General features: G+C 70.7%; 6 protein-coding genes. All 6 read left to right on the top strand.

All coding sequences use genetic code 11. The annotated features are described in order from the left end of the window. Window positions 1-48: 48 nt before the first annotated feature. The 6 genes from ACWFR3_RS27335 (at window position 49) to ACWFR3_RS27310 (ending at window position 15544) form a co-directional block, all read left to right on the top strand. On the top strand, window positions 49-3321 hold the full coding sequence (locus ACWFR3_RS27335; RefSeq protein ID WP_453737281.1) for a non-ribosomal peptide synthetase: 3273 nt from the start codon (window positions 49-51) through the stop codon (window positions 3319-3321). 660 nt (window positions 3322-3981) lie between these two features. Further along, window positions 3982-4197 (top strand): MbtH family protein, encoded by a 216-nt coding sequence (locus ACWFR3_RS27330; protein WP_453737280.1) that lies wholly within the window; start codon window positions 3982-3984, stop codon window positions 4195-4197. Between the two features lie 344 nt (window positions 4198-4541). Next, window positions 4542-6128, top strand: a complete 1587-nt coding sequence (locus ACWFR3_RS27325; protein WP_453737279.1) for an amino acid adenylation domain-containing protein — start codon at window positions 4542-4544, stop codon at window positions 6126-6128. A 33-nt stretch (window positions 6129-6161) separates the two neighbouring features. Continuing rightward, a complete protein-coding gene (locus tag ACWFR3_RS27320; protein WP_453737278.1) occupies window positions 6162-6392 on the top strand; it encodes a phosphopantetheine-binding protein in 231 nt (76 codons plus the stop codon). 147 nt (window positions 6393-6539) lie between these two features. Continuing rightward, window positions 6540-7730 (top strand): NAD(P)/FAD-dependent oxidoreductase, encoded by a 1191-nt coding sequence (locus ACWFR3_RS27315; RefSeq protein WP_453737277.1) that lies wholly within the window; start codon window positions 6540-6542, stop codon window positions 7728-7730. Between the two features lie 44 nt (window positions 7731-7774). Further along, complete coding sequence (locus ACWFR3_RS27310; protein ID WP_453737276.1) at window positions 7775-15544, top strand: amino acid adenylation domain-containing protein; 7770 nt, start codon at window positions 7775-7777, stop codon at window positions 15542-15544. Window positions 15545-15555 lie beyond the last annotated feature (11 nt).

Here is a 15555-nt window from a genome sequence, read left to right as displayed (position 1 = left end):
CCCCGCGGGTCTGTCCCGCCGGCGGGACACCGCAAGGCCGGGAGCGCGGTGTCCCGCCGGGCACCGACTTGTCTTGAACGGCCGGATCACTTCCCGGAAGGTGGGGGTGATCCGTGTATTTCTCCGATTCCCGGACCTGTATGCCTTGAGGGGTTGATTTCTGTGCGTTCGTTCGGTGCGTCGTCTGCGCATAAAGGATTGTGGCGGGCACAGGAAATGTTTCCCGAGACGCTGAACCATGCGCTGACCATGTGGGACGTGGACGGTGAACTGGACACGGCGGTCATGGAATCCACCTTCCTGCACGTGATGAACGAGGCGGAGGTGCTGCGCGTCAATTTCGTCGACGGCGAGAGCGGACTGCGCCTCGTGCCCCGGGAATTGGGGGACTGGCGGCCGTTCTTCCTGGACCTGAGCGCCGAGGCCGACCCGGAGCAGGCGGCGCGCGATGCGCTGGCCGACCTGCTGCGCCAGCCGTTCGACCTGGCGCGGGACCTGCTGTTCCGCCTTGGCGCGGTCAAGCTCGGGGCGAGCCGCTCCCTCCTGGTCATCGCCTACCACCACCTCATATCGGACGGGTTCGGCTCGGGTGGCCTGCTTTCGCGGCGCCTGGCCGAGGTGTACACGGCCCTTGCCCGGGGCGAGAGCGCACCGGAGCCGGCCCACCCGTGGGACGCCGAGTCGTTCGCGACCCAGGCGACGGAGTACGCGGCCTCCCCGCAGGCCACCGAGGACACGGAGTTCTGGCGCGACTACCTGACGGACGCGCCCGCGCCCGCCCAGGTCCCGCGCGTCGCCCTGTCCGAGGCGCAGCGGTCCGCGCTCGACGAACCGACGGGCAGCGCCGACCGCTGGGGCGAGCTGACCGAACCCCTCGGCATGGTGAGCCGCACCCTGAGCGTCGGGCGTGCCGAGGCGGACGCGTGGGCCGAGACCGCGACGTCCATGGGCGTATGGACGTCGTCGATGCTGACCGCGGCCGCCGCGGTCTTCTTCCGGCACCGCTGCGACCGTCCGGAGTTCCTCCTCTCGCTGGCCGTGGGCAACCGGGTCGGAGCGGCGAGCAGGACGCCGGGCCTCGCGGTGAACGTGGTGCCGGTGCGGGTGAGGGTTCCGCTCGGCGCGACCTTCACCGACATCGCCGACGCGATCGGCGACGAGACGTACGACATCTTCGATCACACCGCCTGCCACTACTCGGAGATCCAGCGCGCGAGCGGCACCGTCCTGGACGCTCGCGGCAGCTTCGGTGCCGTCGTGAACGTCGTCGACTTCGTGGAGCGGCTCCACTTCGCGGACAGCCCGGCGCGCTACCTCGGCGGGACGACCGGTGTCTTCGACGAACTCTCGATCGCCGTCTACAACGACGGGACCGCCGACAGTGACCTGTTCATCCGGCTCGACGCCCCCGCGAGCCTGTACTCCCGCGCGGAGCTGCGCTTCATCGGCGAGGACCTCATCTCGTATGTCCGTGCCGCGGTGGCCGCCGGCGAGCGGCCGGTCGGCGCGCTCGACGTGGTGAGCGGCGCCGAGCGCGACCGGCTCCTGACGGCGCCGGACCACACGGACGCGCGGCTGCCGGATGCGACCGTCGCGGAGCTGTTCGCCCGTCAGGTGGAGCGGGACCCCGATGCCGTCGCGGTGGTGTCCGGGGACTCGGCGCTCTCGTACCGCGAGCTGGACGAGCGCTCCGGCCGCCTGGCCCGGTCGCTGCGCCGCCGGAACGTCGGGCCCGAGACGGTCGTGGCGGTGGCCATGCCCCGCTCGGCGGACCTGGTCGCCGCCCTCCTTGGCGTGGTGAAGGCGGGCGGGGCCTACCTGCCGGTCGATCCGGCGCTCCCGGCCGAGAGGATCAGGTCGGCGGTCCAGGACGCTTCGGCGAGCGTGCTGCTCACCGACGCGGAGACGGCCGGACAGCTCCCCTCCGACCCGGGTATTCCGGCGATCACGTTCCAGGACATCGCTGCGGACACGTCCGTTGACGACAGCGGCGGCGCGGGGGAGGCACCTGTCCCGTCGCATCAGGACAGCCTGTTGGCCGTGTCGTACGGATACGCCCCCACCGGCGGGACCACCGCGGTCGCCGTGACGCACGGCAACATGCGGCGGTTCGTCCTGGACCGCCGCCGCCAGGAGGTCGGCGGCGGCACGGTGCTGTGGCACGCGCCGCACACCGCCGACGTGCTCGCCGTCGAAGTGTGGGCGCCTCTGCTGAACGGCGGCCGGGTGGCGGTGGCTCCTGCCGGGGAACTGGACACCGACGCGCTGACCGAGGCGCGGGCGGCGCACGGAATCTCCTCGGTGTGGTTGCCCGCGGGCCTCTTCTCGGCGATCGCGGCACAGCGCCCCGAACTCCTCGTCGGCTTGCGCGAGGTGTGGACCGGCGGTGACCGCGTGTCCGCCGCCGCGCTGCGACGGGTGCGGGAGGCCTGCCCCGAGCTGACGGTCGTCGACGCCCACGGCTCGACGGGAACGGCCGGGTTCGCCGCGTCCGCCCGCTACGTCCTGGGCCCGGGACTCGCGGCCGTGCCCGTCGGCGTGACCGGAGAGCTGTACGTGGCCGGACCCGGCGTGGCGCGCGGATATCCCGGGCACCCCGGTCGGACCGCGCGGAGCTTCGTGCCCTGCCCGTTCGGACCGGCGGGCGGGCTGATGCACCGCACCGGTGACCGGGTGCGGTGGGCCGCCGACGGACGGCTCGAATATGTGGGCGGTGCCGGTACGCGGACAGATGTACGCGGTGTCCGGGTGGAGCTGACCGAGGTCGAGGAAGCCCTGTCCGAGCACACCGGCCTCGCCCGTGCGGTGGTGGTCGTCCGGCAGGACGACGCCGGGCAGCAGCGGCTCGTGGCCTACGTGGTCCCGGCGGGCGGGCGTACCGTCGCGGCCGAGGAGCTGCGCCGGTTCGCCGCGGGCCGGCTGCCGGAGACGATGGTCCCGTCGGTGTTCACGGTCGTCGAAAGCCTGCCGGTGACCGCCGACGGGAGGGTGGACCGGGCGGCGCTGCCGAAGCCCGCGTTCGACGACGGGAAGTACCGCGCACCGCGCAACGACACCGAGCGCATTCTGGCCGCGGCCTTCGCCGAGGTGCTCGAACTGGACCGGGTGGGCATCGACGAGGACTTCTTCGACCTCGGCGGCAACTCGCTGCGGGCGATCAGGCTGGTCGGCCTGATCCGGTCGGAGCTGAACCAAGAGGTGTCGATCCGCCGGTTGTTCGCGGCGCGCACCGTCATCGGTCTCTCGGACATGTGGAAGGACCTCGCACGGTCCAGCAGGCCGACCCTGCGCAGGAGGACGAAGGAGGGCGCGGTCGTCTGAGCGGGCTGACGACAGGACCTCCCGGTGACGGGCCGACATGAGTCGGCCGAACACCACCGGGAGGTCCTGTCGTCGTTGTCTTGGTGCCGGTCGGGCAGCGGCGGCGCCCGCCTCCTGCCCGCGCCCGCGCGGTACGCCGGTGTCCTCGCACGACCCTCCTGTTGCCCGCTTGAGCTCCGTCGTGCTTGAGCTCCGTCGTGCGGTGCGCATGGCCGTTCCCCCTCGGATCGGGCCACGCCTGTTCGACCATAGAGCGGTATCGGCGGTACGGAGCGCGGGCGCGAGGGGAGTTCCGCCGCTGTTGCAGCGGCTCTTGAGCGTTCCTCCGACGGATACCGGCGCGGGCCCGGATCGTGCGTTGACCGGCGGGTCCATGCGTCGGATACGGCCGGGCATCGTGGCACATGAACGCGGCGGGGTACAGGTGGTCGCGGCGGGTGCGGCTTGATGCGGATGACTGTTCGGCCGGGGAGCTTGCTGCCCTTGTAGCGCCGCTGGCCGCGTCCATACGGTGACGTCGCAGTGCCGGGGCCGCCCCGCATGCCGGATGTCCCGTCGACCGGACAACACCGAGGGGCGGACCGTGCCCGGTGCGTTCGCGCGCCCGGTCCGGTGGTGCCCCATCCCCAGTAGCCCGATGACGGTTAAGGACGGTGCCTGTTGAGCACGAACCCCTTTGATGACGAGGACGGCCGCTTCTACGTCGTGGTCAACGGCGAGGAGCAGCACTCCCTGTGGCCGGTGTTCTCCGAGGTGCCCGCCGGCTGGCGTGTGGTCTTCGGCGAGGCGGCCAGGTCCGAGTGCCTGGAGTACGTCGAGCAGCACTGGACCGACCTGCGTCCCAAGAGCCTGCGCGAGGCCATGGCCGCGGGCTGAACACCGCACGGCCTCTGCCGAGTTGCTGCGGCAGGAGCGGTCGGGCCTGTGCGTCACCGACGATGCTGACGCGACAGGGCCACACCGCGGTGAGGCGGGGCGGGCGATGCGGTCCGTCCCGCCTGCCGCGGCTGAACCCCCGGCCGGCCACGTCCGCAGCCACTGAAAACGCGCCCGGCAAGGTCACCCACGTCGGCCATCGAGCTGTCCGTCCGCCAACTGGAGCGCTACCCGCACATCGGCTGCCCCGCACGGTCTGTTCGTCGACAAGCGGGCGGCCCGGGTGCTCGACACGCCGACCGGCCCGCTCCGGACCGGACACCTCTCACGTTTGGAGTCAGTCAATGAACCTTCAGGGAAGGCGGGTTGCCCTGCCCCCGGAGCCCGTCGTCCACAAGCAGTTCGAGGCGCACGCAGCGGCTGCCCCGGACGCCGTGGCCGTCTTCTGCGCCGGTCGGCAGGTGACGTACGCGGAGCTGGACGCGAAGGCGAACCGGTTCGCGCACTTCCTGATGGCGCGCGGACACGGCCGGGGGGCGAAGGTCGGTGTCTGTCTCGACTATTCGATCGACCTGCTCGTCGCCATCCTCGGCACGCTGAAGGCAGGCGCGGCCTACGTGCCGTTCGACCCGGCCTACCCCGCGGCCAGACTCCAGCTGCTGCTCGGCCAGGTGCCCGATCTCGCCCTGATCGTGGCCTCTCCGGGGACGGCCGGCCTCGTCGAGTCCACGGACGCCGAGGTCGTGGCCCCGGAGGAGCTCTCCGATCTGCTGGAGGGTCTCCCGCCGACCGATCCCGGCGTCTTGGTCACCGGCGACGACGTGTGCTACGCGGTCTTCACGTCCGGATCGACCGGCACACCGAAACTGACCGCGGTGCGGCACGAGGGCTGGTTCAACCTGATGAACTGGCTGAAGCTCGAGTACGGCCTGCACAGCGGGTCCAACAACCTGGTCGTCAGCGCGTTCGGGTTCGACCTCTCCCAGCGCAGTCTGATGACGCCGCTGTTCTGCGGCGCCACCCAATACCTCATGGCGAGCCGGAACTTCGACGCCCTGATGGCCTACCGCATGCTGACCGAGCACGACATCCGCACGGTGCACTGCGCCTCCAGCACGCTGTACCTGCTGGTGGACTGGGAGATCGCACGCGGTGGTGACGCGCTCTCCGGGCTCGACTACATGCTGTTCGGCGGGGAGCCGCTGAAGGTCGAACGGATCATCAACTGGGCGCGCCGCGAGGGCAATACGTGCACCCTTCTGCACCAGTACGGCGTCGCCGAGTGCACGGATGTCGCGACGTCGTACGACCTCGCCGCGTACCGCACCGGCGAACAGGACATCCCGCCGGTCGGAAGGCCGGCCTACAACACCGATATCCACCTCCTGGACGAGCAGCTGCGCCCGGTCGGGCCGGGGGAGCACGGCGAGATCTGCATCTCCGGGGCCGGCGTCGGAGCGGGCTACCTCAACGGCACGGGTCCCGAGAACGCGAAGTTCACGACGATCGACGTCGACGGCGCACCGCGCAGGCTGTACCGGACCGGTGATCGCGGGCACGTGACCGAGGCCGGTGAACTGATCGTCGCCGGCCGGATGGACGCGCAGGTGAAGGTGCGGGGCATGCGCATCGACCCCGCCGACATCGAGCGCGCGCTCGGCAGGCTGGCCGGGGTCCGCGAAGCCGCCGTGGTCGTCGCCCACAACGACTCCGGCGAGTCCGAGCTGGTCGCGTTCGTCGTCCCGTCGGCGGGCGAGCTCACCGAGGACGACCTGCGCACCCGCCTCCTGCGGACACTGCCGCGGAACATGGTTCCTGCCCGGTTCATCAATGTCCTGCGAATTCCACTCAGCCCGCACGGAAAAGTCGACCGCGCGGCACTGGTCGAAGCATGCCGGAATCTTTATGCCGGCAGCGGCACGGCGGCATAGCCGACGGCCTTGATGACAACCGAGAGGACTGTGATGATTGCCGAAAAGGTGCGTGCCATATGGTGCCGGGAACTCCAGCGCGATGACATTTCCCTGGACGACGATTTCTTCGCCGTCGGGGGCCAGTCCGTGATCATGACGAAGATTCAGATCGCCTACATCGACGAGCTCGGAGTCGAGGTCGCGATGGACCGCATGTACCTGAACCCGACGGTGGCCTCGATCTCCGAGCACATCGAGTCCATCGATTCGGTGACGTCCTAGCGCAGCCCGGAATCAGGCGCGCTGATGTGAATTCGGTCCGCGGCACCGGTGATTTTGCCCGCCGTGCCGACAGTGCTCCACCGCAATTACTCTCCCGGCTCCGGCCGTTGGGATCGTTGAATCCACTCTGGTACGAGAGGTGCCGCCATGTACGACGTAATTGTCATCGGTGCCCGCTGCGCGGGCTCGCCGGCGGCCATGTTGCTCGCCCGGCAGGGATATCGCGTCTTGCTGCTCGAGAAAGCGAAGTTCCCGCAGGACACGCTGTCCTCGCACTACATCCACCAGCCGGGCGTCGCTCTGCTCGACCAGTGGGGACTGCTCGACGACCTGCGCGACGCGGGTTGCCGGCCGATCAACCACCAGAGCTACGAGGCGCTCGGTGTCCGCATCGAGGGTTTCTCCCTGCCGGTCGACGGCCATCGGACCACGTACGCGCCGCGGCGGTTCGTGCTCGACCCGATCCTCGCGCGCGGGGCCGTGGCCGCCGGTGTGGAGTTCCGCGAGTCCTGCGCCGTCAACGACCTGCTCTACGACGGTGACCGGGTCGTGGGCGTGCGGTACACGACGCCCGGCGGCGCCGAGGCGACGGAGCGTGCGCGCCTTGTCATCGGTGCGGACGGCATGCGCTCGCTGGTGGCCCGCAAGGTCGGTGCGCCGAAGGTCGTCGAGCGCCCGCGGATGACCTGCACCTACTACAGCTACTGGGAGGGGATCAAGTCGAACTTCGAGCTGTACGAGCGGCCGGGGCGCTGGATCGCCCTCGCCCCCACCAACGACGGCCTCACGCTGATCATGACGTACTTCCCGCAGAGCGAGTTCTCGCAGGTCCGCGCCGCGGGAGTGGAAGCCTCCTACCTCGAAGCCGTCCGTACGACGGCTCCCGAGCTGTACGAGCGGATGTCCGCGGGCAAGCGCGTGGAGCAGATGTACGGCACGGGCGCCCAGGAGAACTACTTCCGCAAGGCCTACGGGCCCGGGTGGGCACTGCTCGGCGACGCCGTGCACCACAAGGACTCCATCACCGCTCGCGGTATCACCGACGCCTTCCTCCAGGTCCAGTCGCTGACCGGCCACATCGGGGATCAGCTGCACGACGACGAGGCACTCGAGACGGCGCTGAAGCACTACGAGCGCGACCTGGACGACAAGTTCTACAGCTTCTACCAGGGCGCGCTCAACGTTGCCGAGCTCAAGCCCGAGAGGCACACGGAGATGCTCCAGAAGCTGGTCGGCCACCAGGAACTGATCGACCGCTACTTCTCGACGGTGTCGGGTGCGTACTCCTTCGACGACTTCTACAGCAACGAACTCTTGACCGTACTCGATCAGGGCTGACCGGCGGCTTTTTCCCCGACAGACCCCGCCCACTTGGAGACTCAATGATTCCGTTGTCGTTCGCGCAGCGCCGGCTGTGGTTCGTGGACAGGTTCGAAGGCCCGTCGGCGACCTACAACGGGGCCTTCGCCCTGCAGCTCACCGGTGAACTGAGCGTCAGTGCCCTGGAGTCGGCGCTGCGCGACGTCATCGAGAGGCACGAGATCCTCCGTACGGTCATCGTTGAGGACGGTGACGGAGTCCCGCACCAGCAGGTGCTGCCATCGGGGCGGGAGCCGTTCGGTCTGCCGGTGGTCGAGGTCGCCGGGGAGGCGGAGCGGGCGGCCGCGGTCGAGGAGTTCGCCACCGAGACCTTCGACCTGGCCGCCGACATACCGATCCGCGCCCGTCTGGTGCGGCGCGGACCGCGCGAGCACACCCTGGTGATGGTGATGCACCACATCGCCGTGGACGGGGAGTCGTTCGGCCCGCTGTTCCGTGACCTCAACACGGCCTACGCGGCCCGCACGGAGGCAGGCGCCCCGGCGTGGGAGCCGCTGCCGGTGCAGTACGCGGACTACACGCTGTGGCAACGGGACGTGCTCGGTGACGAGTCCGACCCGGACAGCCTGGCGGCCAGGCAGCTGGAGTACTGGCGGCAGACGCTGGCCGGCCTGTCGCAGCCGCTGGCGATGCCCACGGACCGCCCGCGTCCGAGGGCGATGGGCTCTCGCGGCGACATGGTCCCGTTCTCGATCGATCCCGACCTGCTGCGGTCGGTCGAGAAGCTGGCCGCCGAGGCGGACACCACGGTGTCGATGGTCATGCACTCCGCGCTGGGGGTCGTCCTGCACCACATCGGCTGCGGGGACGACGTGCCCATCGGGGCACCGATCGCGGGCCGGGTCGACGAGGAACTGCGGGACCTCGTCGGGTTCTTCGTCAACACGTGGGTGCTGCGCGTCGAACTGTCCGGAAACCCGACCTTCGCGCAGCTGCTCCAGCGGGTGCGCGAGCGGGCGCTGGCCGCGTACGACAACCAGGACCTGCCCTTCGAGCGGTTGGTCGAGCTGCTCAACCCGGACCGGTCCACCGCCTACAACCCGCTCTTCCAGGTGATGCTCGCCTGGCAGCCGCAGGTGCCGGCGATGCAGTTCCCCGGCCTCGACGACCTCCGGGTCAGCAAGCTGGAGACCAACACGGCCAAGTTCGACCTGTTCTTCGACCTGGTCCCGAACGACACGGGCGGGGCGGGCTGCCGCCTGGAGTACCGCACCGACCTCTTCGACCGGAGCACGGTCGAAGACCTCGCGGACCGGTTCGTCCGCGTCCTCGGCCGGCTCGTGGCCGACGCGGAGCGCCCGATCGGCGGCGTCGACGTGCTCGACGCGGCCGAGCGGGAGCGGCTGCTCACCGAGTTCAACGACACCACCACGGCGGCGTCGGAGCTGACGGTCCCGGAGCTGCTCGAACAGCAGGTGGCGAAGACGCCGGACGCCCCGGCGATCGTGCGCGACGACCGCACGCTGACCTACCGGGAGCTCGACGACCGGGCGAACGCCGTCGCGTGGGAGCTGGTCAGGCGCGGTGCCGGACCGGAAGACCTGGTGGTGCTCGCGCTGCCGCGCACGGAGGACCTGGCGGTCGGCCTGCTCGGGATCCTCAAGTCCGGTGCCGGGTATGTGCCGATGGACCCGCAGTACCTCAGCGGGCGGGCACAGAGCGTGCTGTCCGAGGCGGCTCCGCGGTTCGTGGTCACCGACACCGCGACGTGGCAGGACCTGCCGGACAACGACATGTCGTGCGTCAACATCGACCTGCGCGCGCAGTGGGAGGCACCCGGCGGGGTGCTGGACAACACCGGCCGGGTCTCGCCCCTGGCTCCGGACAACCTGGCCTACGTCATGTACACCTCCGGCTCCACGGGCAAGCCGAAGGGCGCCGCGATCACCCATCGCAGTGTCGTCAACGGCGTGCGGGAACTGGTGCGCGTCCTGGACGCGCCGCCCGGCGCGCGGATCCTCGCGGGCACCTCGGTGAACTTCGACGTCTCGGTCTTCGAGCTCCTGACCACCCTGTCCACCGGCGGCACGGCCGAGCTGGTGTCCTCCGCGCTGGTGCTCGGCGAGCGGGACGGCTGGGACGGCCAGGTGATCAGCGCGGTCCCCTCGGTGCTCGGGGAACTGGTGGAGCACCTGGACAAGACCACCGACGTGCGCACGGTCGTCTTCGCGGGCGACGTGCTCCCGGCCCGCCTCGTGCGGCAGGTGCGCGAGGCCCTGCCCGACGTGCGGATCGTCAACTCCTACGGACAGAGCGAGAGCTTCTACGCCACCACCTTCTCCCTCCCCGCGTCCGAGGAGTGGACGCAGGGCGAGGTCGCGCCCATCGGCACCCCACTGGGCAACATGCGCGCCTACGTGCTCGGCCCGGGCCTCGCCCCCGTGCCGCAGGGCGTGATCGGTGAGCTGTATGTGGTCGGGACCTGCCTGGGCCGCGGCTACTACGGCCGCCCGGGCATGACCGCCGAGCGCTTCGTCGCGAACCCGTTCGACCCCGCGGGCGAACGGATGTACCGCACCGGCGACCTGGCCCGCTGGAACGCGCACGGCCAGTTGGAGTGCCTCGGCAGGAGCGACGGCCAGGTGAAGGTGCGCGGCTTCCGCATCGAGCCGTCCGAGATCGAAGCGGTGTGCGAGCTCTACCCCGGCATCCGCGAGTCAGTGGTGATCAGCCGTGAGATGCCGTCCGGGGGGCGTCAGCTCGTCGCGTACGTAGTGCACGAAGGCGACGGCGCCGTCCCCGACGACGGAGCCGGCGGCGTCGGCGACGCGGATGTGCTGGCCGGTGCGTCGGCAGCCGACCTGCGCAGGTTCGTGGCGGCGCGGCTGCCCGACTACATGGTGCCTTCGGCCTTCGTGACCATCGCCCGGATGCCGCTCGGACCCACCGGCAAGCTGGACCGTTCGGCGCTGCCGGAGCCGGAGTACGTGGGCGAGGTCTACCGCAAGCCCCGCACGGAGACCGAGGCGGCCATCGTCGCGGTGTACGTGGACGTGCTCGGTGTGGAGCGCGTCGGCATCGACGACGACTTCTTCGCGGCGGGCGGCGACAGCCTGCGGTCGATCCAGGTGGTGGCCCGGGCCCGGGCCCGCGGCCTGAAGCTGACCACACGGGAGATCTTCGAGTGCCGCACGGCGGCCCGGCTCGCCGAGGTGGCGTCCGCCCGTCAGGACCAGGTGCCCGCGCTCGCCGAGGACGCGGGCGGCGGCGTCGGCACGATGCCGTTGCAGCCGGTGGCGCGGCAGGTGTTCGAGCACGGCGGCGGCATGAACCGGTTCGCCATGGCGATGGCGCTCGAACTTCCCGCGGACATCGACGAGCACGGCCTCGCCGCGACGCTGGACGCCGTGCTCGACCGGCACGATCTGCTGCGCGCCCGGCTGGTGCGCGGCGACGACCCCGGCCTGGACGTCCGTGCGTCGGGCGCCGTGCGGGCGGCGGACCTGATCCGCCGGGTCCCCTGCGACGGCCGTTGGGAGGAGCCGTCCTCGCTGCGGACGGCGAAGACGGAGCTCGACGAGGCGGCCGGGCGGCTCGACCCGGAGGCCGGGACGATGGCCCAGTTCGTCTGGTTCGCCGCCGGGACGGGTGCGGGCCGACTGCTCGTGGTGCTGCACCACCTGGTGGTGGACGGCGTCTCCTGGCGGATCCTCATGTCGGACCTCGCCGAGGCATGGCAGCAGGTCCACGCCGGAAAGACGCCCGAGCTGCCCTCGGTCGGCACCTCCGCCCGCCGCTGGGCACTCGCGCTCCAGGACGAGGCACTCACCCCCGAGCGGGAAGCGGAACTGGCGTACTGGCAGGACCTGCTGGAGTCTCCCAACCCCCCGCTGGGCTCCCGGGCGTTCGACCCGGCGGTCGACGTGATGTCCACGGTCGACACCGTGCGGGTGCAGCTGCCCGCCGAGATCACCGAGGCGGTCCTGACCAAGCTGCCCGCGGCGTTCAAGAGCACGGGGACCGACGTGCTGCTCGCCGCCCTCGCCCTGGCGGTGAACCGCTGGCGCGGCGCGGAGAGCTCGATCCAGGTCCGCATGGAAGGCCACGGCCGCGAGGAGGACATCGTCCCCGGCGCCGACCTCTCCCGGACCATCGGATGGTTCACCAGCATGTACCCGGCCCGCATCGACGTGCGGGGTGCGGACCTGGTCGACGCGCTGGCGGGCGGACCGGCGGCCGGAACGGCCATCAAGCAGGTCAAGGAGCAGCTGCGCCAGGTCCCGGACAAGGGCGTGGGCTACGCACTGCTGCGTCACCTCAACCCGGACACCGCCGAGCAGCTCGCCGAGTACCGGGCGCCGCAGATCGGGTTCAACTACCTGGGCCGGATCTCCGGCACGGACGTGCCCGAGCACCTGCGCACACAGGGCTGGGGCCCCGCGTCCTGGTCCGCCGACCTGATCCCGGCACTCGACGAGGACCAGCCCGCGCTGTCCGCCCTCGAGGTCAACTCGCTGGCCACGGACAGCGCCGAAGGACCCCGGCTGCAGACCGCCTTCATGTTCCCCACCGGCCTGCTCGCCCGCGAGCAGGTCCAGGAGCTGGCGGAGCTGTGGGTCGAAGCGCTGCACGGCCTGGCCGCGCACGCCGCCCATCCGCAGGCCGGCGGGCTCACGCCCTCCGACGCCCCGCTGGTGGTGGTGAAGCAGGACGAGATCGAGGCATGGGAGACGCGCTACGGCCGGCTGACCGAGATATGGCCGCAGTCCCCCGGACAGTCCGGCATCCAGTTCCAGGCGGCGATGGCCGAGGACTCCTACGACGTCTACCACATGCAGCTGGTGCTGCACCTGTCAGGACACGTGGACCCGGCCCGCATGCGGGCCGCCGGACAGGCGATGCTGGAGCGGTACCCCAACCTGCGCGCCGCGTTCGGCAGCACGGTCGAGGGCGACCCGGTGCAGGTCCTGCCGGAACACGTGGCCCTGCCGTGGCGGCACATCGACGTGACCGGACAGAGCGGGGCCGAGCAGGACGCGGCGCTCGACGCCTTCCTCGCCGAGGACCGGGCCGACCGGCTCGACCCCGCCCGGCCGCCGCTCTTCCGCCTGGGGCTCATCACGTATGGACCGCAGCAGGCCAAGCTGGTCATCACGGCACACCACACCGTCTTCGACGGCTGGTCGTCGCCGCTGGTGATCAAGGACGTCATCCGGCTGTACGCCGGCACCGGCGACCTTCCCCCGGTCCGCAGCTACGGCGACTACCTCACCTGGCTGTCCACGCACGACCGCGAGGCGTCGGCCGCAGGGTGGAAGGCCGAGCTGGACGGATTCGAGCAGCCGACCCTCGTGGCTCCGGACGCATCCGTCCAGGACGGCGCTTCCGCCATCGGCAAGGTCGAGGTACCGCTGTCGATCGACAAGGGACGCGAACTCGCCGGGCGTGCCGCGGAACTCGGCGTCACGCTCAACACGCTCGTGCAGGGCGCGTGGGCGATCCTCCTTTCGAAACTGACCGGACGGCAGGACGTGGTGTTCGGCGCCGCCGTCAACGGCCGCCCGGCGGACCTGATCGGTTCCGACGAAATGGTCGGCCTGTTCATCAACACCCTCCCGATCAGGGTGTTCTGGCAGCGGGACGACAGCGTCGCCGACGTCGTCACCCAGCTGCAGAACCGGCAGATGGCACTGCTCGACCACCACTACTACGGCCTCGCCGACATCCAGCGCGAGAGCGGTCTTCCCGCCCTGTTCGACACGTTCATCGGGTTCGAGAACTACCCGATGGACCGCGAGGGCATGGTCGAGGCGAACACCTCGGCGGGACTCACCATCGACGCCATCCGGCCGATCGCGGGCGCCCACTACGCGCTCGCCCTCGCCGCCGCCGACCCCTATCTGCGGCTCTCCCTCGACTACCAGAAGGACCTCTACACCCTCGACGAGGCCGAGGCCGTCGGCGCCCGCCTGGTCCGGGTCCTGGAGCAGGTGCTCGCCGACCCGCACACCCCGGTCAGGGCGATCGAGGTGCTTTCGCAGGAGGAGCGGGAGCAGCTGCTGCGGGAGGTCAACGACACGGCACATCCGGTGTCCGGGGACACCCTGCCGGGCGCCTTCGAGGCGCAGGCGGAGCGCACCCCGGACCGGGTCGCCGTGGTCGGCGAGCAGGAGACCCTCACGTACGGGGAGTTCAACCGGCGCGCCAATCAGCTGGCCCACTGGCTGGTCGGACAGGGCGCGGGCCCCGACAAGCCCGTCGCCGTGCGCATCCCGCGATCCGTCGACCTGATGGTGGCGGCCTGCGCGGTGGTCAAGTCGGGCGCGGCGTATGTGCCGGTGGACCCCGAGCTGCCCGAGGACCGGGTGCGGCACATGCTCGACAGTGCCAAGCCGCTGCTGGTCCTGGAAGAAGACCTGCCGGACGTGTCCGGACACCCGGAGACGAACCCGGAGCGTGCGCTGCTGCCGGACCACGTCGCGTACGTCATCTTCACCTCCGGTTCCACCGGCGGCCCCAAGGGCGTACAGGTGTCACACCGGTCGATCATGAACCGGATCGAGTGGGGCCTGGAGCACTTCGCCGTCACGGCCGAGGACCGGGTGCTGTTCAGCACGGCTCCGAGCTTCGACGCGTCGATGCCGGAGATGTTCGCACCCCTTCAGGCGGGGGCCGCCGTGGTGATCGCACGCCCGGACGGGCGCCGTGACCCGGCCTACCTGGCCGAGCTGATCCAGCGCGAGCGGGTGACCGGCGCGGTCTTCGTCTCCTCCCTCCTCGCGGCGTTCGTGGACGAACCCACCGCGGGCGCCTGCACCAGCCTGCGCTGGGTCGAGGTCGGGGCCGAGCCGTTCCCCGCCGAGCTGGCCAACCGGTTCGTCGAGCTGCTGCCCGGCTGCGTCGCGCACAACCTCTACGGCCCCACCGAGGCATCGGTGGAGGTGACGACATGGCAGCACGAGCCCGGCGCGGACCGCCTGCCGATCGGCACGCCGGTCTGGAACACCCGGGTCTACGTCCTCGACACGGCCCTGCGCCCGGTCTCGCCGGGAGTCGCCGGAGAGCTGTACATCGAAGGCACCGCCCTTGCGAGGGGCTACCTCGGGCAGCCCGTGCTGACCGCCGCCCGGTTCGTGGCCAGCCCCTACGGCGAACCCGGCGCGCGGATGTACCGCACCGGCGACGTGGTGCGCTGGACCAAGGCCGGCGGACTCGAATACGTCGACCGGAGCGACTTCCAGGTCAAGATCCGCGGCCGTCGCATCGAGCTGGGCGAGATCGAGTCGGTGCTGACCGCGCACCCGGACGTCAGCAAGGCGGTGGCCGTCGTGCGCGAGGAAAGCGCCGGCGACCAGCGACTGCTCGCGTACGCGGTGCCGGGCGGCAAGGCGGACCCGGCCGCACTGGACATCGAGGCCCTGACGGCCCTGCTCCAGGAGCAACTGCCGGAGTACATGGTCCCCTCGGCGATCGTGCCGCTGGCCGAGCTCCCCAAGACACTGAGCGGGAAGCTCGACCGGGCGGCGCTCCCCGCACCCGACTACGCCGAAGCCGCGGCAGGACGTGGACCGCGCAACCACAAAGAGGAAGTCCTCTGCCGGCTGTTCGCCGAACTGCTCGGTGTGGAGGAGATCGGCATCGACGCCGGCTTCTTCGACCTCGGCGGACACTCCCTCCTTGCCACGCGGCTGATCGGCCGCATACGCAACGAACTCAACATCGACGTGAAGGTCACGATGGTCTTCGCCAATCCGACTGTCGCCCAGCTGGCAGATCGGCTCGATGAACTGGCCACGTCGAACCGGCCCCAGCTGCGTCAGATGACCGTTTAGGAGAAGCGTCG

The organism is Streptomyces sp. NPDC055189, from assembly GCF_053606765.1.
Note: the sequence above shows the minus strand (reverse complement) of the source record. Positions and strands in the feature narration are given on the sequence as shown.